Source organism: Aeromicrobium sp. EU05-FHT14F07 (assembly GCF_058790455.1).
In genome coordinates, this window is sequence record NZ_JBYTCR010000013.1 from 88,632 (window position 1) to 106,821 (window position 18,190).

The window sequence follows — 18,190 nt, forward strand, 5'->3', positions numbered from 1 at the left end:
CAAGGACCTTCGACCCCCGTCAAACCGGGGATCACGACGCGGCCGCCGCACTAGAATCGCGGGGGGAGACACAGGAGCCGTCCACGGCTCCGGAGGGAGATCGTCATGTCCGACGTGCGCACGCGCGTGCCCGCGCCCCGGCTGCTGCTCGGGATCCTCGCCGTCGTCGCGCTGCTCCTCGGACTCGTCGCCCCCGTCCAGGCCGACGAGACCGGTCGCGTCCGTGGTGCGATCACCGAGGCCGGCACCGGCCGTCCGGTCAAGGACGTCACCGTCACCGTGTTCGACGCGTCGTGGCGGCAGAAGACGTCCTTCCGCACGAGCGGCGGGTACGCCACGCCGTGGCTGGCACCCGGCACCTACTACCTCCGCGTGAGCGACCGCCGCCCGCGCTGGGACGTGAACGCCCGTGTCTCCCGCGACGTGAAGGTCGTCGTGCGCGGCGGCAGCACGACCATCGCCAACATCAGCATGGCGCGCGGCGCGAGCATCACCGGCCGCATCTCCAAGGGCCCGGCCCGGGGGCGGGTCCTGGCCAGCGGCGCCCGGGTCACCGCGGTCACCCGCGACGGCACGGCGTACACCGTCACGGCCGACCGCCGCGGCGGGTTCGCGATCGGAGGCCTGCCGGCCGGCAGCTACTCGGTGTTCGTGTGGGACGCCCGCCAGAGGTGGGTCGGCCGGAGCCTCTGGGTCAGCGGGCTGCGTCAGGGCCGCAACCGCGACGTCCGCATCGCCCTCGGCACGCGTGCCGGCACGCTCGTCGGCGACCTGTACGCCGGCCAGACGGGTGTGCGGTCCGCCGTCACCCTGACCCTCGTGAACCGCTCCACCGGACAGTGGTGGGTCGTGCGCGCCCGTGGCGGCGCGTTCACCGCGAAGGGCCTCGCCCCCGGTCGCTACGACGCGATCATCCCGGGCGTGCAGGGCTACGCCGGGGCTCGGGTGCACCTCGCCGGCACCGTCCGCGCCGGCAGCACCACGGCGACCTCCGCTCGACTCACCCGCGTCGGAGGCAGGATCGTCGGGCAGGTGAAGGACGCCACGTCCAACGAGCCGCTCGCCGGGGTCAAGGCGCTGCTCTTCGACGACTACGGCACACGCATCGGGTCCGCGACCAGCGAGGCCGACGGGGTCTTCCGGCTCGGCGGCACCCTGCCCACGAAGTCCTGCTGGCTGACCCTCGTGCTGCAGGTCGAGCAGCCCATCAAGGGCCAGAAGTACCACAAGCTCACCGTCTCCGGCCTCGGGTCGAAGATCGGCACCGTCGTCTCGGCGGCCCAGCCGACGGTGAACGGGGGCCCCTGCCGCAGCGTCAACGCACCCGCTGGCGGTGCGTTCGGCCTCGTCCGCGACGGTGCTCCCGCCCCGACGCCCACTCCCACGGCGTCACCCAGCCCGACCGCCTCGCCCAGCCCGACGGTCACGCCCACCCCGATGGTCACGCCGAGCCCCACCGCCTCGCCCACGCCGACGGCCGGCTGACCCCGTTCGACCAAGCAGCCCGACGACGCGGCACCACGACGAGGGGCCCCGGCACGATGCCGGGGCCCCTCGTCGTGCGGTGGCTCAGCTGAACAGGCTGGTGACCGACCCGTCCTCGAACACGGCAGCGGTGGCCTGGGCCAGCAGCGGCGCGATCGAGAGGACGGTCAGCGAGTCGAAGCGCTGCTCGTCCGACAGCGGCAGCGTGTTGGTGACGACCACCTCGCGGGCGACCGAGTTCTTGAGGCGGTCGACCGCCGGACCGGAGAACACGGCGTGCGTCGCCGCGATGACCACGTCGGCCGCGCCGTCGGCCTTCAGCGCCTCAGCGGCCTGGACGATGGTGCCGCCGGTGTCGATGAGATCGTCGACGAGGATGCAGGTGCGGCCCTCGACCTCGCCGACCACGCGGTTGGCCTTGGACTCGTTCGGGCGACGCGGGTCGCGGGTCTTGTGGATGAACGCCAGCGGCGCGCCGCCGAGGGCGTTGGCCCACGACTCCGCCACCTTGATGCGTCCGGCGTCGGGCGAGACGACCGCGAGCGGCTGGTCGCCGTAGTTGTTCTTGACGTACCGGGTGAGGATCGGCATGGCCAGCAGGTGGTCGACCGGGCCGTCGAAGTAGCCCTGGATCTGGGCCGTGTGCAGGTCGACGGTCATCAGCCGGTCGGCGCCGGCCGCGGTGAAGAGGTCGGCCATGAGGCGGGCCGAGATCGGCTCGCGACCGAGGTGCTTCTTGTCCTGGCGCGCGTAGCCGTAGAACGGGAGGATCACCGTGATGCGCTTGGCCGACGCGCGCTTCAGGGCGTCGATCATGATGAGCTGCTCCATGATCGCCTCGTTGATCGGCGCGGAGTGGCTCTGGATGACGAAGGCGTCGCTGCCGCGGACCGACTCGTCGAAGCGGACGTAGATCTCGCCGTTGGCGAAGTCGTACGCCGTCGTGGGCACCAGCGGCACCTCGAGCAGGTTCGCGACCTCCTCGGCGAGCACGGGGTGAGCACGACCCGAGAAGAGCATGATCTTCTTGGTCGGCGTCTTCTTGAGCAGGTCACTCACCGGAGGTCTCCTCGGCGCTTGCGTCGACTGGGGCAGCGGCGTCGGCGGAGGGGGTGCCCGGCCGCTTGCGCTGCACCCACCCGTCTATGGTCCTCTGTGACCCCGAGCTCACGGCCAGCGCCCCCGGCGGGACGTCCTCGCGGACGATCGTCCCCGCCCCGGTGAAGGCTCCGTCGCCGATCGTCACGGGTGCGACGAACACGTTGTCCGAGCCGGTCCGGGCGTGCCGGCCGACGACCGTGCGGTGCTTGTGCACACCGTCGTAGTTGGCCGTGATCGTGCCCGCGCCGATGTTCGTGCCCTCGCCGATCTCGGCGTCGCCGACGTAGCTCAGGTGCGGGACCTTCGCGCCCTCGCCGAGGGTCGCGTTCTTGACCTCGACGAACGTGCCGATCTTGCCGCGCGCGCCCAGCTCGGCACCGGGGCGCAGGTAGGCGAACGGGCCGACGCTCGCGCCCGGCCCGACGACCGCGTCGGAGCCGTGGGTGCGGACGACGCTGGCGCCGTCGCCGACCTCGACGTTGCGCAGGGTGGTGTCGGGCCCGATCGTGGCCCCCTCCCCCACCGTCGTCGCCCCGAGCAGCTGGGTGCCGGGGTGCAGGACCGTGTCGGCGCCGAGGGTCACGTCGGAGTCGATCCAGGTCGTGGCGGGGTCGACGATCGTCACGCCCTGGCGCATCCAGTGCTCCGTGGTGCGCCGGTTCAGCTCGGCGGCCAGCTCGGCCAGCTGCACCCGGTCGTTGACGCCCTTCGTCTGCCAGACGTCCTCCAGCACGTGCGCCCCGACGGGACGGCCCTCGCGGACGGCCGTGGCGACGATGTCGGTCAGGTACAGCTCGCCCTGCGCGTTGTCGGTGTCGAGCCTGCGCGTCGCGTGGTCGAGGAAGACGGCATCGACGGCCAGGATGCCGCTGTTGACCTCGCGGACGCGACGCTCGTCGTCGGTGGCGTCCTTGTGCTCGCGGATCGCCGTGACGGCGCCGTCGCCGTCGCGCAGGATGCGGCCGTAGCCCGTGGGGTCGGGCTGCTCCGCCGTGAGGATGGTGACGGCCCGCCCCTCGTGGGTGTGGTCGAGCAGCAGCGTCGACAGCGTCTGGGCGGTCAGGAGGGGGACGTCGCCGTAGGTGACGAGCACGGTGCCCTCGGGCACGTCGTCGAGGGCGTCGAGCGCGACGCGCACGGCGTGTCCGGTGCCGCGCTGCTCCTCCTGGACCGCCTGCACGACGCCGGCGTCGTGCGCGGTGACGGCGGCGGACACCTGCTCACGGTCGTGCCCGACGACGGCGACCACCCGCGCCGCGCCGACCTGCCGGACGGCCTCCAGCGCATGGACGAGCATGCTGCGCCCGCCGAGCTCGTGCAGCACCTTGGCGGTGCGCGACTTCATGCGGGTCCCCGCGCCTGCGGCGAGGACGATCGCGGTCACGGGCGACGAGGAGGTCTCAGGCACGCCCGCCAGTGTACGGAGCCACCCGGCCCACCCTCCCCTTCCACCATCCCTCACTGAGCGGAGCGATCCGCTGGTCGAGTAGTCAGGACGAGCTTGCGAAGTCCTGACGTATCGAGACCACCCAGCAGCGGCTCAGCGCGAGCCAACCCCCAGCGACTGCTTGGAGTGGTCTCGATACGCCCGGAGCACGCTCCTTCGTCGCGGCTCCGCGCTACTCGACCAGCAAAGGGTTCCGCTGGTCGAGTAGCGGCCACGCGCGACGAAGGAGCGTCGTGGCTGCGTATCGAGACCACCCGGCAACAGTCCCGCGTGAATCACGCCGAAACCGCCGCTTCCACAGGGTTTTCTGGGCTGGAGGGTGGTGTCGGAGGGGGTGCCTAGGTTGGAACTATGAACCCCACCGACACCCTCCTGGCCGACGCAGTCGATGCGTCGCGTCGGGTGTGGGCGGCGGAGGCGGAGCAGGCTCGGGCGGTGCTGCGGTTCGTCGAGACCCGCCGCACCGACGCCCTCACCCAAGGTCTCTCGGCTCGTCAGGTGGAGGACGCCCGTCAGGTCGCGATCCTGGAGGTCAGCGTGGAACTGAACGTCGCGCAGGGGTTCGTCGCGAGCCTGGTCTCGGCGACCCGGACCCTGGTGATGGACCTGCCGACCGTGTGGGCTGCGCATCTGCGGGGGGAGGTCGACCGGGCCAAGGCGCGGGAGATCGCCTCGACCGCATGGAAGCTCCACCACCCGGAGAACATCACCAGGTTGGACGAGGAAGTGCTCGCCTACGCCACCAGCCACACCCTGGGCCAGCTCAAGGGCTGGTTGCGCAGGTTCCTGGTCCGGGTCGAACCCGACCACGCCACCGAGCGCCGCAAGAGTGCGGAGGCGGATCGCACTGTCACGATCACCGCGCTCGATGACGGGATGAGCCTGCTCCAGGCGTTGATCCCCACCGCTGACGCGGTGCTGATCGACCGGGATCTGACCCTCGCGGCGAAGGCCTCCCGCAGTCAGAGCCCGGACGATGGCCGGACGTTGGCGCAGGCCCGCGCCGACGCCCTGGTGAACACTCTCCTGCGCAAGGACGACACCGCGACCACCTCAGGGCGGGGCCGCTTCCACCTCGGCATCACCGTCCCCCTCGCCACCCTCCTCGGCCTGTCCAGCGAGCCGGGCGTCTCCACCGACGGGCAGCACGTCCTCGACCCCGCCCTGCTCGCCGAGCTCGCCACCCAAGAGGGGACGCTGTTCTCGCGGTTGTTGACCGACGAGAACGGCGGGATCCTCGACGTCACCGAGCTCGGCCGCTTCCCCACCCAGCCCCTCCGCCGGGCGCTCAACCTGGTCGACGGCACGTGTGACGTTCCCGGCTGCACCCGCCCCGCCGTCGCCTGCGACGTGGACCACCAGATCCCCTACGACCCCGACCCGCCACCCGGGCAGCAACGTGGCCCCACCGAAGCGGCGAACTTGCACCACCGGTGTCCACCCCACCACGGACTCAAGACCCGAGGAGCACTATCGGTCAGCCACGACGAGCACGGCAACGCCCACTGGCACCTACCCACCCGCACCATCCCCGCACAGACCGCGTTCACCCGCGCCTGGAACCAGCGGCCCCGCACCCTCCAGCTCGTCGAGATCCACCACACCAGGCCGGACCACATCGAGTACCGACCCCGATGACCCGGGGGCGCGCTCACCCAGCAGCGTGCCCGGGTCCGCGTCACCATGGACGCATGAGCGACCCCATCGAGGAGACGACCGACGTCCGGACGCAGGAAGCCCTGCGCTCCCTGGAGAAGGCCCTGGAGGACCCCGAGATCGCGGAGGCGTTCCGCGGCGTGCAGGAGCACCTCGGGTCCTTCACCTTCGACCCCGTCGGCACCCTCGACGAGAACTGACCGTGCGGCTCCCCGGGTAGGAGTCGAACCTACGTCGCTTGTCCTGATTCAAAGTCAGGCGGGCCCTGCCGGCAGACCAACCGGGGAACGTCGTGGCACACGGCCACGACGGCCGTCCCAGGCTACCCGAGCGGACGGACGGCCACGGCGAACGTCCGACGGAACGGGAGGACCGTCCCGTACGGCCGACGAGGGTAGGCCTCGCGCAGCGCTGCCTTGTACTCCGCCACGAATCGCTCGCGCAGGTCGTGGGGCAGGGACTGCAGGATCGGACGTGCTCCGGTGCCCTTGACCCACTCGAACACCGGGTCGTCGCCCGGGAGCACGTGCAGGTAGGTCGTCTCCCAGGCGTCGCACGACCAGCCCAGCGAGGCGAACAGGTCCAGGTACGTCTGCGGGCCCGTGCCGCGCACCGACAGCACTCCCGCCGTGTGGTCCGCGTAGGCGGGCCGGTCCGCCACCTCCCGCATCAGCGCATGGCTCGGGGCGTCCGCGTTGTTCGGCACCTGCACGGCGATCGCGCCGCCCGGCGTCACGTGCTCCGCGAGGCGCCGCAGGACGTCCTCCTGCTCCGGGACCCACTGGAACATCGCGTTCGACGTGATCACGTCCACCGGCCCGTCGGGCGCCCACGACGTGACGTCCGCGACGACGTACGACGCCGCGGGGTCCTCGTTCGTCGTGGTCGCCCGCGCGACCATCTCCGGTGAGGAGTCGACACCCAGCACCTGGGCGCCCGGCCAGCGGTCGCGCAGCACGGCCGTCAGGTTGCCGGCGCCGCACCCGAGGTCGACCACGACGTCGGCGTCCGACGGAACCCGAGCGACGAGGTCGACGAACGGACGCCCGCGGTCGTCGGCGAAGCGCAGGTACTGCTCCGGGTCCCACCTCATGCGGAGTCTCGCAGCGCGGCCTCGACCTGGGACGCGACCGACATCAGGAGCGGGTCCTGCTCGCGCCGCGCGACGAGCTGCACGGCGAGCGGGAGCCCCCGCTTGCGCGACCGGCCCACCGGCAGCGACACCGCGGGCAGACCGGCGTGGTTCCACTGCGCGGTGTACGGGTAGAACGCGTTCATGCCGAGCACGGTGCGCAGGCCGCCCTTGCCCGCGAAGTGGCCGACGGGGAGGGCCGGACCGCTCATGACCGGCGACAGCAGCACGTCGATACCGAGCCGGTCGAGCACCGTCGAGCCGAACCGCAGCCCGGCGCGCTGGGCCCACGCGACCGCCGACGGGCCGAACGGACGGCCGAGGCGCACGACCTGACGGGTACGCGGCTCGAGCTGCGACGGGTCGTCGACGTGCGACGCCGACTCGGTGATACCGGCGAGGTAGCGCACTGTCAGCGCCTTGGCGTCCAGACCGTACGGCACCTTCACGGCGGCGACCTCGTGACCGAGACCGTCGAGCAGGCCCGCCACGTGGTCGACGGCCGACCTCACGTCGCGGTGCAGGGCCTCGGGCCGCCCCGCCGCGGCGGCACTGGTCGTCACGCCGATCCTGAGCACCCGCGGCGGTGTGTCCGCCGCGTGCGCGAGGGCGCCCGGAGCACCGCGCCCCACCGCGTCGAGGTAGACGGCCGTGTCGCGCACCGTCGGCGTCACGCAGCCCTGCGTCGACAGCCCGTGCCAGCCGCCCGAGCCGGGCACGAACCCGTGCGTCGTCTTGAAGCCGACGAGTCCGCAGCTCGCCGCGGGGATGCGGATCGAGCCGGCGCCGTCGGACGCCGTCGCCACCCCGACCGCGCCCGCGGCGACGAGCGCCGCGGACCCTCCGGACGAGCCGCCGGGCGTGCGGTCGAGGTCGTGCGGGTTGCGCGTCACGCCCCGTGCCGCCGACTCGGTGAACCCGTAGATCGCGAGCTCGGGGAGCGTCGTCGTGGCGACCGGCACGGCACCCGCCGCGAGCAGCGCCTCGACGAGCGGCCCGTCCTGACGCGCGACCCGGGTGACGGCGCGCGACCCGAGCCCGGTCACCCGCCCGGCGAGGTCGACGTCGTTCTTGATGGCGACGGGCACGCCGAGCAACGGCCCCGTCTCTCCGCGGGCGATCCGCGCGTCGGCCTCGGTCGAGGCGTCGAACGCCTCGTCCGCCAGCAACTCGACGACGGCGTTCACCCGCGCGTCCTCGCGCTCGATCGCGTCCAGCGTGGCGATGGTCAGCTCGCGCGCCGACACCGTGCGGTCGCGCAGCAGCGGAACGAGGGTGGCCGGGCCACGGCCCACGAGGTCGTCGACGTCCATGGGCGACACCGTAGGCCCCCGCTGGCTCGACAACAATCTCGACATCAAGAATCTTGACGAACTACAGTGACGTCATGGGTGGCGACGAGCTCGACGAGGTCGACGGCATCGTCGCGGCCTGGCAGCGCGAGCGTCCCGACCTGGACACGCGCCCCATGCAGGTGCTCAGCCGGGTCACCCGCCTCGCCCGTCACCTCGACCGCGCGCGCCGGGCGGCGTTCGCGGCCCACGCGCTGGAGCCCTGGGAGTTCGACGTGCTGTCGGCCCTGCGTCGCTCGGGACCGCCGTACCAGCTCTCCCCCGGCCGGCTCGTCACGGAGACCATGGTCACGAGCGGCACGATGACGAACCGCGTCGACCGGCTCGCCGGGCGCGGCCTGGTGGCCCGCGAGGCCGACCCGGGCGACCGTCGGGGTGTGCTGGTCACCCTCACCCCCGCCGGACGCGCGGCCGTGGACGCCGCCCTCGACGAGCTCCTCGAGCAGGAGCGGTCGCTGCTGTCCAGCCTCGACCCCGACGACGCGGAGACGCTGGCCGCGTCGCTGCGCACGCTGGCCCGCCACGTCTGACCCTCGCTGGGCTCAGTCGGCGACCTCGAGCCAGCGCTCCTCCAGCCGCTCACGCTCCGCGACGACCTGGGCGTGCTCCTCCGACAGCGGCACGAGCCGGGCCGGCTCGGTCGCCGCCTCGACCATCCGCCGCTCGAGGTCGGCCTCCTGCGCGGCGAGCCGCTCGATCTGCCGCTCCAGGCGCGCCGCCTCCTTGCGTGCCTGACGGTCCTGGGCGGAGCCACCTCCGGCCGGGGGCGCCGCGGCAGCGGGCTGCGGGGCCGACGCGGGAGGAGCGGCGCCGGACGCGACCGGCTCCGTGGCCCGCCGCAGCCGCAGGTACTCGTCGACGCCGCCCGGCAGGTGACGCAGACGCCCGTCCAGCACGGAGTACTGCTGGTCGGTCACGCGCTCCAGCAGGTAGCGGTCGTGGCTGACGACGAGCAGCGTGCCCGGCCACGTGTCGAGCAGGTCCTCGATCGCCGCCAGCATGTCGGTGTCCATGTCGTTGGTGGGCTCGTCGAGGATCAGCACGTTCGGCTCGTCGAGCAGGGTGAGCAGCAGCTGCAGACGACGGCGCTGGCCGCCCGACAGGTCCTTGACCCGGTTCGAGAGCTGGGCGCTGGAGAACCCGAGCTGTTCCAGCATCTGCGACGGCGTCACCTCCGCGCCGTCGGCCTGGTAGCTGGCGCGGCGCGCCGCCACCACGTCACGGACCCGGTCGTCGGCGATCGCGTCCAGCTCGGTCAGCGCCTGCGTCAAGGTGGCCACCCGCACCGTCGTGCCGCGCTTGACCCGGCCTCGCGTGGGCTGCAGCCGACCGGCGACCAGCGAGAGCAGCGTGCTCTTGCCGGCGCCGTTCGCGCCCAGGATGCCGGTCCGCTCGCCCGGTGCGATCCGCCACTCGACGTGCGAGAGCACCTCGCGGTCGCCGAAGGAGACCGACACGTCGAGCAGGTCGACGACGTCCTTGCCCAGCCGCGCCGTCGCGACCCGTCTCAGCTCGACGCTGTCGCGCACGGGCGGCTCGCGCTCGATCAGCTCGTTGGCCGCGTCGATGCGGAACTTCGGCTTCGAGGTGCGGGCCGGCGCGCCGCGTCGCAGCCACGCCAGCTCCTTGCGCAGGAGGTTCTGGCGACGCGACTCGGCGGCAGCAGCCTGGCGGTCGCGCTCCACACGCTGCAGCACGTAGGCGGCGTACCCGCCCTCGAACGGCTCGACGACCGCGTCGTGGACCTCCCAGGTGTCGGTGCACACCTCGTCGAGGAACCAGCGGTCGTGCGTGACGACGACGAAGGCGCCCTGGCCCGACGCGAACCGCGCGTTGAGGTGGGCGGCCAGCCAGGTCACCCCCTCGACGTCGAGGTGGTTGGTGGGCTCGTCGAGGAACAGCACGTCGTGCTCGTGCACGAGGACGGCCGCGAGCGACACCCGACGACGCTGCCCGCCGCTCAGTCCGGCCACGGGTCCGTCCCAGTCGACGTCGCCGAGCAGCCCGGCGACGACGTCGCGGACGCGCGGGTCACCGGCCCACACGTGCTCGGCGGTGTCGCCGACCACGGTCTGCGCGACCGTGAGGTCGGCGTCGAGCGTGTCGGACTGGTCGACGTAGCCGACGCGCAGGTCGCGACGCCAGGTGACCCGACCCTCGTCGGGTTCGAGCCGGCGCGCCAGCACCCGCATCAGCGTCGACTTGCCGTCGCCGTTGCGGCCGACGACCCCGACCCGCTGCCCCTCGGAGAGACCGAGCGTGACGTCGTCGAGCACGTCCTTCGTCGGGAACGACAGCTGGAGTCCCTCGCCGCCGATGAGCGGGGTGCGGCGACCCGCCGGTGCGGCCACGTCAGACCACCCGCACGCCGGGCACGGGACCGACCAGCTGGACGACGTCGGCGCACCGGCCCGTGCCGGCGAGCGCGATCGCGATGTCGAGGCTCTGCTGCTCGTCCGCGGCGAGGAACACGCACGTGGGCCCCGAGCCGGACACGAGGGCGCCGAGGGCGCCGGCCTCCACTCCGACCTCGAGGGTCTGGGCCAGGTCAGGTCGCAGCGAGAGCGCGGCCTCCGTGAGGTCGTTGGAGAGGGCGGCACCGAGCGCGACGGCGTCCCCCGAGCGCAGCGCGGCGAGGAGCGCGTCGGGGACCTCCGGCGTCGGCAGCTCGCGGTCGGCGTTCAGCCGGTCGAACTCGGCGTACACCGACGCCGTCGACAGTCCGATGCCGGACACCGCGACGACCCAGTGGTAGGTGCCGCGCGCCAGGACCGGGCTGACGAGCTCACCTCGTCCGCCGCCGATCGCGTTGCCGCCGTGGAGCAGGAAGGGCACGTCGCTGCCGAGACCGGCTGCGACCGGCTCGAGCTCGTGCCGGGACCAGCCGAGACCCCACACGTCGTTGCACGCGACGAGCGTGGCCGCAGCGTCGGCGGACCCTCCGGCCATGCCGCCGGCGACCGGGATCGCCTTGCGGATCATGAGGTCGACACCGGCCTCGACGCCGGCCTGCTCGCGCAGCGCGAGCGCCGCGCGCACGGCGAGGTTGTCGCGACCTCGCGGGACCAGGGACGCCTCGGTCTCGGCACCGGGGACGTCGCTGGTCGTCTCGACCGTCACGTCGCCGGTCTCGTTCGCGGTGGCGCGGACCTCGTCGTACAGGTCGAGGGCCTGGTAGACCGTCGCGAGCGGGTGGAAGCCGTCCTCGCGGACACCACCGACGCCGAGCGCCAGGTTGATCTTGGCTGGCACGCGCGCGCTGACGGTTCTCACCGCACCAACCTACCGATCCGCTCAGCCAAGAGCCGACGCGATCCGCGCGAACGCGACGACGTCGAGCTGCTCGCCCCGGGCCTGCGGGTCGACGTCGGCTGCGCGCAGGGCCGCCTCGGCCGCCGCGCCGGACCCGGCGAGGCCGGAGAGCGCGGCCCTCAACGTCTTGCGACGCTGGGCGAAGGCGGCGTCGACCACGCGGAAGGTGGCACGGCGCAGGTCGTCGTCGCCGGGCGTGGCGCGGCGACGCAGCGACACGAGCGCGGAGTCGACGTTCGGCACGGGCCAGAACACCTGGCGTCCGACCGTGCCCGCGAGGGCGACGTCGCAGTACCAGGCCGCCTTCACGCTCGGCACGCCGTAGGTGCGGGAACCGGGTGGTGCCGCGAGCCGGTGGGCCACCTCGGCCTGCACCATGACGAGCACCGACGCGAGCGTCTCGAACCGCTCCAGCAGGTGCAGCAGCACCGGGACGGACACGTTGTAGGGCAGGTTCGCGACCAGGGCGGTGGGGGTGGGGCCGGGGAGCTCCTCGACGCGCATCGCGTCGGCCAGCACGAGGTCGAGCCGCTCGACGTGCCCCGGTGCCTGCTCGGCCACGGTGGTCGGCAGACGCTGCGCGAGCACCGGGTCGACCTCGACGGCCACGACGTGCCGGGCGACCTCGAGCAGCGCGAGGGTCAGCGAACCGAGACCGGGACCGACCTCGACGACGACGTCGTCGGGGCCGATCCCGGAGTCGCGGACGATACGGCGCACGGTGTTGCCGTCGACCACGAAGTTCTGGCCACGCTGTTTGGTGGGTCGCAGTCCGATCGCGTCAGCGATGCGTCGGACGTCGGACGCACCCAGCAGCGAGACCGGGCTGGGCGGGGTGCTGCTCAGTGCACACCGACCTTGGCGGCGCAGGACCACTGGCCCCAGCCGGAGCGCTGCTGCAGGATCTTCGCGTACTTGATCTGCACCTCGCGGCTGTTCTCGTGCGGGAGGCCGGGGCCACCGACGCTGTGCCACGTGGCGGCGCTGAACTGCAGACCACCGTAGTAGCCGTTGCCGGTGTTGATGCTCCAGTTGCCACCGGACTCGCACTGCGCGATGCGGTCCCAGACGCTGTCGTCGCCGACCGCGGGAGCCGACTCGGGGGCCGGGGCCGCCAGCGTCGTCTCCTCGGGCTCGGGCTCCTTCGTGCCGCGCAGCACGACGCGCTGGCTGCCGCGGTCGGTGACCTTCTCGGTCAGCACGAGGGTCGAGCGCACCTTGCCGTTGGCCCGGGTGACGAGCACCTTCTGCTGGACGACGCGCGGTGCACCGGGGCGCAGCACCTTCTCGGTGCCCTTCTCGAGGGTGTCGTCCTCGCGGACCTCCGTCTTCGGGGCCGTGCGCAGCGTGCGGTCGGTGTCGACCATCCGGACCCGCACGACCTCGACGCGCTCGCCCGGCTTGACCAGGGCGGCCTCGCCGAGGGCGTCACCGGCGCGCACCTCGTCGGCGGCGCCGAGGCGCACGCCGGCCTCCTCGAGCACCTCGCCCGCGGTGGGGGCGGCGCTCGTGACGGTCCGCTTGCGGCCGTCGGCGCGGACGGTGAGCTTCTTGGGGTTCGAGACGACGACGGTCGACGCGGTGTCGTCCAGGCGGGTGTCCTTCGCGGCGTTCACCTCCGCACCCTTGCGCGGGGAGACGTCGAGCTCGTCGAGGACGTCGCCGACGGTGGCGGCGTGCAGCCGCTCCCGGCGCACGGTGCCGTCGACGGCGACCGTGACGTCCTTCGCGTAGCGGACCTTGATCGTGTCGCCGTCGGAGACCGACGCGGTCGGCTTAGCGTCGACGGCGGCGTCCTTCGTGCGGACGTCGTGGCTCTTGAGCAGCGACCCGACGGAGGTGCCGAAGGTGCGGACGGTGTCCTTGCGGCCGTCGACGTCGAGGGTCACGGTTTTGGAGAGGCTGCCGTAGGCGGCGACGCCGGCTCCGAGGACGAGGAGGACGGCCAGGTTGAGGGCGATGACGACGCGCTTCGTGGTCTGGCGGTGGCGGCGCCGAGTGGCGTCCGCGGGGTCCTGAGGGGTGGTCTGGGAGGTCTTCTGTCGAGGGTGGTGCACTGCTTTCCTCTGGTCGGGGACAAGGTCAGCTGGAGATGGGCAGCCCGTCCACCCTGAGGGAGGACGGCGCTGACGTCAAACAGCCGGCGTGTGCCGAGGCCACGACCCGCCGAAGGCACGGTCGGTGTTCTCGTCGATCGCCCGGCACAGGTCGTCGACGGATCTGCCCAGGAACTCGGCCATGAAGCGCACCGTGTGGGGCACCAGGAACGACGCGTTGGGTCGACCGCGGTGCGGCGTGGGTGTGAGGAAGGGCGCATCGGTCTCCACGAGGATCCGGTCGGTCGGTGTGACGGCCAGCGCCTCCCGCAGCGGCTCGGCGTTCTTGAAGGTGACCGTCCCGGAGAACGAGAGGTAGGCACCGCGGTCGAGGCAGCGTCGGGCCACGTCGGCGTCGCCGGAGAAGCAGTGCATGACCGTGCGCTCGGGCACGCCCTGCTCGTCGAGGATCGCGAGGACGTCGTCGTGCGCGTCGCGGTCGTGGATGACGAGGGTCCGGTCGTGGCGTCGGGCCACGTCGATGTGCGCCCGGAACGAGCGGTGCTGGGCGGCGCGCCCGTCGGCGCCGGTGCGGAAGTAGTCGAGGCCGGTCTCCCCCACCGCACGGACCGCGGGATCCTGCGCGAGGGCCTCGATCTCGGCGAGCGCGTCGTCGAGCGTCCCGGCCTGCTCCAGGAGCGGCGCCTCGTTGGGGTGCAGGGCGACGGCCGCGACGATCGCCTCGTGCTGCCGCGCCGTCTCGACCGCCCAGCGCGACCCCTCGAGGTCGCAGCCCACCTGCACGATCCGGTCGACGTTGACCGCCGCCGCCCGGTCGAGGGCGTCCTCGACGTCGATCAGCAGGCCACCCTTGATCCTGTGGTCGAGGTGGCAGTGGTTGTCGACGACGGGCGACGGCAGCGGTTCGGGGGCGTCCGGCCAGGGCCAGGCGGCGTCGCTCACGCGTCGTCCTCGAGGCGCGGGAACAGGCTGGGCACCTTCGTGACGACCGAGCCCTCGGGCAGACGTCCCCACTGCGCGACGGTCCCGATGCGCTGCTCGGCCAGCGCGCCGAGCGCCGGCTCGGCGCCCAGGGACTCCCACAGCGACGCGGTGGCGCGCGGCATCACCGGGTGCAGCAGCACCGCGAGGACGCGCAGCCCCTCCGCGGCCGTCACGAGGATGGTGGCGAGGCGCTCCCGCTGTGCCGCTTCTGACGCGTGCTTCGCCACCTGCCACGGCGCCTGCTCGGTGAGGTAGCCGTTCAGCGCCTCGACGATCCGCCAGACCTGCGCCAGCGCGTCCTGCGGCGCGATCCGGTCGATCGCCCGGTCGGCCTCGACCGACGCCTCCGCGACGAGCGCGACGACGGCCTCCTCGGCGGCGGTGTGCTCACCGGCTGCCGGCAGCGTGCCGTCGAAGTACTTGCCGATCATGGCGGCCACGCGCGACGCCAGGTTGCCGAAGCCGTTGGCGAGCTCGGCGTGGTAGCGGGCGCGCATGTCCTCCCACGAGATGGAGCCGTCGGAGCCGAACGTCAGCGCGCGCGAGAAGTAGTAGCGGTAGGCGTCGGAACCGAACACCTCGACGATCTCGTCGGGGCGGATGCCGTTGGCCTTGCTCTTGCTCATCTTCTGCCCGCCCACGAGCAGCCAGCCGTGCGCGAACACGCGGTGCGGCACCGGGCGGCCGGCGGCCATCAGCATCGCGGGCCAGATCACGGCGTGGAAGCGCGCGATGTCCTTGCCGACGAGGTGCACGTCGGCGGGCCACAGCTCGCCGAACCGCTCGTCGTCGACGCCGTAGCCGGCTGCCGTGACGTAGTTGAGCAGCGCCTCGATCCACACGTACATGACGTGCGACGGGTCCCACGGGACCTGGATGCCCCAGTCGAACGTGGAACGGCTGATCGACAGGTCCTTGAGACCGCGCCGCACGAAGGAGACCACCTCGTTGCGGGCCGACTCGGGCTGGATGAAGTCGGGGTTGGTCTCGTAGAGCTCGAGGAGCCGGTCGGCGTACTTGCTGAGCGGGAAGAAGTAGTTCTCCTCCGTCACGTGCTCGACGCGCGACCCGTCGAGCGCCGAGACCTTGTGCCCCTCGTCGTCACCCTCGCCGTCGACGACGTCGTCCTCGGCCACGAACTCCTCCGAGCCGACCGAGTACCAGCCGCTGAACTCGCCCTTGTAGACCTCGCCGCGGTCGTGGAGGTCCTGCCAGAACGCCTGGGCGCCCTTCTCGTGACGCTCCTCGCTCGTGCGGATGAAGTCGTCGTTGGCGATGTCGAGCAGCTCTAGCAGCGGCTTCCACTCCGTCTCGACCAGCCGGTCGGTCCACTCCTGCGGCGTGGCGCCGTTCTGCTGCGCCTTGCGCAGCACCTTCAGGCCGTGCTCGTCGGTGCCCGTGAGGTACCAGACGTCCTCGCCGCGCTGGCGGTGCCAGCGGGTCAGGACGTCGCCGATGACCGTCGTGTAGCCGTGGCCGATGTGCGGGGCGTCGTTGACGTAGTAGATCGGCGTGGTGACGTAGTAGGACACACCACGATCCTAGTGACCCGGTGGGACGTCCTCAGCGGGCGTGCGCGGCGTCGTAGACGACCCGCTTCCGCACGCCGGTGTCGGCGACGACCTTCGCGACCGCGTCCTTGCGGCTCAGTCCGGTCGCCTCGGCGTCGGCCACGAGGTCGCGGAGCGCGTCGGCGTCGAGGTCGGCAACGACGGGGACGTGGCCGGCGACCACGAGGGTCACCTCGCCGCGGACGCCGTGCTCCTGCGCGTCGGCCCACGCGACGAGCTCGGCGAGGCTGCCGCGAGCGACCTCCTCGTACGTCTTCGTGAGCTCGCGGCACACGGCAGCGCGACGGTCGGGGCCGAGCGCGTCGGCGAGCGCGGCCAGGGTCGCGCGGGTGCGGTGGGGCGACTCGAAGAAGACCATCGTGCGCTGCTCGGTGGCGAGGGCCGCGAAGGCGCGGTCCCGCTCTCCCGCCTTCCGGGCGGGGAACCCCTCGAAGCAGAACCGGTCGACCGGGAGGCCGCTGACGGCCAGCGCCGTGAGGACGGCCGACGGACCGGGGATGGCGCGCACATCGACGTCGGCCTCGAGCGCCGCGGCCACGAGCCGGTAGCCGGGGTCGGACACGCTGGGCATCCCGGCGTCGGTGACGAGCAGGACGTCGAGCCCGGCGAGGAGGTGCTCGACGAGCTCCGGCGTCCGCTCCCGCTCGTTCCCCTCGAAGTAGGACACGACGCGTCCCCGCACCTCCGCCCCCAGGTCACCCGCGAGCCGCCGCAGCCGTCGCGTGTCCTCCGCGGCCACCACGTCGGCCGCCCCGAGCGCCGCCACCAGCCTCGGCGACGCGTCGTCCGGCCGACCGATGGGCGTCGCAGCGAGGATCAGCACCCACCCATCCTCCCACCGCTCCGCTCGCCCCCCGAGCGGTGGATCCTCCACCGAATGCGCGGGAAGGGGTGGCCGCGGTGGATCGTCCACCTTCTCAGCCCTGGAAGGGTGGACGATCCACCGCCGAGTGGGCGTCCACACCCCGTCGACGGGCAGCGCGGACGTCGTCCACAGGCTCGACGCGACGGGCCCCACGACCTGTGGCGAGCGAGTCGGATGGCTCCATGCGCCGTCCCACTCCCCTGCCGTCCGTCCTCGCCGGTCGCGCGTTCCACCGCTCCGAGGCGATCGCCGTCGGGATCAGCCCTCGGATGCTGGAGCATCCACGGTTCGTCCAGGTGTTCCCCCGCGTCTACCGCTCCCACGACACGCACCTCACGGCACTCGAGCTGATCGAGGCGGCGCGCCTCGCGCTGCCGCCCGACGCTCAGCTCAGCCATCTCACGAGGCTGCTCCCCCTGGGACTCGACTTCGGCCCGCTCCTGCCGCTGCGCTTCACCCTCGCACGCGACCACCACCTCACCTTCGACCGGATCTTCGTGCACCGGACGGTCACCATGCCGCCGCACCGGGACGGCTCCGTCGACGTCGAGGGCGCCTTCGTGATGGCCGCCGCCGAGCTCTCGCCGATCGAGGTGGTCATGGTCGGCGACTGGCTCCTGCACCGAGGGCACCTCCGCCTCGACCGCTTGCGTCGACTCCTCGACGACCAGCCTTGGCGTGTCGCCGCTTCACTCGTCCGACGCATGCTCCCCTGGATGGACCCGGCGGCAGCGAGCCTGCAGGAGAGCCGGCTCCGCTGTCTGGTCGTCGGCGCGGGTCTGCCTCGGCCTGCCGTCAACGTCGACCTCCACGACGCTGCGGGGCGGTTCCTCGCGCGCGGCGACCTCGTCTACGCGGTGTGGCGACTCCTCCTCGAGTTCGAAGGTCGTCAGCACGCGCTCGACATCCGCCAGTTCCAGCACGACGTCCACCGCTACGGACGGTTGCGCGAGGAGGCGTGGGCGTACCTCCAGATCACGTCCGGGATGCTCGCCCGACCCCGGACGACGGTGCTGGCGGTCTATCGCGCACTCGTGCGCGCCGGCTACAACGGCCCGGCACCGCAGTTCGGGCGGACGTGGCAGCATCTGCTCGCTGCTCCCCTGGTCACTGCCCCGACGTCCGGCGGTGCTTCCTCCACGCTCTGAGTCCACTTGGGGTGGTCGATCCACCGCTTGTCGCGAGGACACACCATTCGGTGGAGGAGTCACCGCTCGGGGTGGGTGAC

16 protein-coding genes and 1 tRNA gene are annotated in these 18,190 nt (G+C 72.5%); 5 read left to right on the top strand and 12 right to left on the bottom strand.

Features of this window, described 5'->3' with window-relative positions:
• The first annotated feature begins 105 nt into the window (after nucleotides 1-105).
• Complete coding sequence (locus AC3WRM_RS12485; protein WP_492247044.1) at nucleotides 106-1,485, top strand: MSCRAMM family protein; 1,380 nt, start codon at nucleotides 106-108, stop codon at nucleotides 1,483-1,485.
• Between the two features lie 84 nt (nucleotides 1,486-1,569).
• Here AC3WRM_RS12485 and AC3WRM_RS12490 read toward each other — a convergent pair whose 3' ends face one another.
• Nucleotides 1,570-2,505, bottom strand: coding sequence for a ribose-phosphate diphosphokinase (locus tag AC3WRM_RS12490; protein ID WP_253023999.1), 936 nt, complete (start codon nucleotides 2,503-2,505; stop codon nucleotides 1,570-1,572).
• Between the two features lie 31 nt (nucleotides 2,506-2,536).
• The gene (glmU, locus tag AC3WRM_RS12495) at nucleotides 2,537-3,994 is read right to left on the bottom strand and encodes a bifunctional UDP-N-acetylglucosamine diphosphorylase/glucosamine-1-phosphate N-acetyltransferase GlmU (RefSeq protein ID WP_492247045.1); all 1,458 of its coding nucleotides are present in this window, start codon (nucleotides 3,992-3,994) and stop codon (nucleotides 2,537-2,539) included.
• A gap of 390 nt (nucleotides 3,995-4,384) precedes the next feature.
• On the opposite strand from glmU, the gene AC3WRM_RS12500 reads away from it, so the two are divergent.
• Both AC3WRM_RS12500 and AC3WRM_RS12505 read left to right on the top strand, forming a co-directional pair.
• Complete coding sequence (locus AC3WRM_RS12500) at nucleotides 4,385-5,671, top strand: HNH endonuclease signature motif containing protein (RefSeq protein WP_492247046.1); 1,287 nt, start codon at nucleotides 4,385-4,387, stop codon at nucleotides 5,669-5,671.
• 53 nt (nucleotides 5,672-5,724) lie between these two features.
• On the top strand, nucleotides 5,725-5,889 hold the full coding sequence (locus AC3WRM_RS12505) for a hypothetical protein (protein ID WP_492247047.1): 165 nt from the start codon (nucleotides 5,725-5,727) through the stop codon (nucleotides 5,887-5,889).
• Between the two features lie 8 nt (nucleotides 5,890-5,897).
• Here AC3WRM_RS12505 and AC3WRM_RS12510 read toward each other — a convergent pair.
• The 3 genes from AC3WRM_RS12510 to AC3WRM_RS12520 form a co-directional block, all read right to left on the bottom strand.
• Nucleotides 5,898-5,976, bottom strand: a tRNA-Gln gene (locus AC3WRM_RS12510).
• Between the two features lie 35 nt (nucleotides 5,977-6,011).
• Nucleotides 6,012-6,782 (bottom strand): methyltransferase domain-containing protein, encoded by a 771-nt coding sequence (locus AC3WRM_RS12515; RefSeq protein WP_492247048.1) that lies wholly within the window; start codon nucleotides 6,780-6,782, stop codon nucleotides 6,012-6,014.
• The gene (locus AC3WRM_RS12520) at nucleotides 6,779-8,134 is read right to left on the bottom strand and encodes an amidase (RefSeq protein WP_492247049.1); all 1,356 of its coding nucleotides are present in this window, start codon (nucleotides 8,132-8,134) and stop codon (nucleotides 6,779-6,781) included. Before AC3WRM_RS12520 ends, AC3WRM_RS12515 begins: the two co-directional genes overlap by 4 nt.
• A gap of 74 nt (nucleotides 8,135-8,208) precedes the next feature.
• Between AC3WRM_RS12520 and AC3WRM_RS12525 the strand changes: the two genes are divergently transcribed.
• Nucleotides 8,209-8,703, top strand: a complete 495-nt coding sequence (locus AC3WRM_RS12525) for a MarR family winged helix-turn-helix transcriptional regulator (RefSeq protein WP_492247050.1) — start codon at nucleotides 8,209-8,211, stop codon at nucleotides 8,701-8,703.
• Between the two features lie 12 nt (nucleotides 8,704-8,715).
• On the opposite strand, the gene AC3WRM_RS12530 is transcribed toward AC3WRM_RS12525, so the two are convergent.
• From AC3WRM_RS12530 to rsmI, 7 genes are all read right to left on the bottom strand, one after another.
• Nucleotides 8,716-10,524: an ABC-F family ATP-binding cassette domain-containing protein gene (locus AC3WRM_RS12530; RefSeq protein WP_492247051.1), complete on the bottom strand. Its 1,809-nt coding sequence runs from the start codon at nucleotides 10,522-10,524 to the stop codon at nucleotides 8,716-8,718.
• A 1-nt stretch (nucleotide 10,525) separates the two neighbouring features.
• The gene (locus tag AC3WRM_RS12535; protein WP_492247052.1) at nucleotides 10,526-11,446 is read right to left on the bottom strand and encodes a 4-(cytidine 5'-diphospho)-2-C-methyl-D-erythritol kinase; all 921 of its coding nucleotides are present in this window, start codon (nucleotides 11,444-11,446) and stop codon (nucleotides 10,526-10,528) included.
• Nucleotides 11,447-11,467: 21 nt separating this feature from the next.
• Entirely contained in the window at nucleotides 11,468-12,331 is an 864-nt protein-coding gene (rsmA, locus tag AC3WRM_RS12540; RefSeq protein WP_492247085.1) for a 16S rRNA (adenine(1518)-N(6)/adenine(1519)-N(6))-dimethyltransferase RsmA, read from the bottom strand.
• Nucleotides 12,328-13,542: a transglycosylase family protein gene (locus AC3WRM_RS12545; protein ID WP_492247053.1), complete on the bottom strand. Its 1,215-nt coding sequence runs from the start codon at nucleotides 13,540-13,542 to the stop codon at nucleotides 12,328-12,330. The genes rsmA and AC3WRM_RS12545 overlap by 4 nt, the downstream gene beginning before the upstream one ends.
• A gap of 75 nt (nucleotides 13,543-13,617) precedes the next feature.
• Nucleotides 13,618-14,484 carry a TatD family hydrolase gene (locus AC3WRM_RS12550; RefSeq protein ID WP_492247054.1) on the bottom strand — a complete coding sequence of 289 codons (867 nt, stop codon included), beginning with the start codon at nucleotides 14,482-14,484 and terminating at the stop codon, nucleotides 13,618-13,620.
• Nucleotides 14,481-16,058 carry a methionine--tRNA ligase gene (gene metG / locus AC3WRM_RS12555; RefSeq protein WP_492247055.1) on the bottom strand — a complete coding sequence of 526 codons (1,578 nt, stop codon included), beginning with the start codon at nucleotides 16,056-16,058 and terminating at the stop codon, nucleotides 14,481-14,483. Before metG ends, AC3WRM_RS12550 begins: the two co-directional genes overlap by 4 nt.
• A 31-nt stretch (nucleotides 16,059-16,089) precedes the next feature.
• On the bottom strand, nucleotides 16,090-16,920 hold the full coding sequence (rsmI, locus tag AC3WRM_RS12560; protein ID WP_492247056.1) for a 16S rRNA (cytidine(1402)-2'-O)-methyltransferase: 831 nt from the start codon (nucleotides 16,918-16,920) through the stop codon (nucleotides 16,090-16,092).
• Between the two features lie 224 nt (nucleotides 16,921-17,144).
• Here rsmI and AC3WRM_RS12565 point away from each other — a divergent pair, with 224 nt between their 5' ends.
• The gene (locus tag AC3WRM_RS12565; protein ID WP_492247057.1) at nucleotides 17,145-18,110 is read left to right on the top strand and encodes a hypothetical protein; all 966 of its coding nucleotides are present in this window, start codon (nucleotides 17,145-17,147) and stop codon (nucleotides 18,108-18,110) included.
• Nucleotides 18,111-18,190: the final 80 nt, after the last annotated feature.

Bases quoted from the DNA above. Each gene is read 5' to 3' on its own strand.
- AC3WRM_RS12485 (WP_492247044.1), top strand. From the start codon at position 106: ATGTCCGACGTGCGCACGCGCGTGCCCGCGCCCCGGCTGCTGCTCGGG.
- AC3WRM_RS12505 (WP_492247047.1), top strand. From the start codon at position 5,725: ATGAGCGACCCCATCGAGGAGACGACCGACGTCCGGACGCAGGAAGCC.
- AC3WRM_RS12525 (WP_492247050.1), top strand. From the start codon at position 8,209: ATGGGTGGCGACGAGCTCGACGAGGTCGACGGCATCGTCGCGGCCTGG.
- AC3WRM_RS12500 (WP_492247046.1), top strand. From the start codon at position 4,385: ATGAACCCCACCGACACCCTCCTGGCCGACGCAGTCGATGCGTCGCGT.
- AC3WRM_RS12520 (WP_492247049.1), bottom strand. From the start codon at position 8,134: ATGGACGTCGACGACCTCGTGGGCCGTGGCCCGGCCACCCTCGTTCCG.
- AC3WRM_RS12565 (WP_492247057.1), top strand. From the start codon at position 17,145: ATGCGCCGTCCCACTCCCCTGCCGTCCGTCCTCGCCGGTCGCGCGTTC.
- AC3WRM_RS12490 (WP_253023999.1), bottom strand. From the start codon at position 2,505: ATGCTCTTCTCGGGTCGTGCTCACCCCGTGCTCGCCGAGGAGGTCGCG.
- AC3WRM_RS12515 (WP_492247048.1), bottom strand. From the start codon at position 6,782: ATGAGGTGGGACCCGGAGCAGTACCTGCGCTTCGCCGACGACCGCGGG.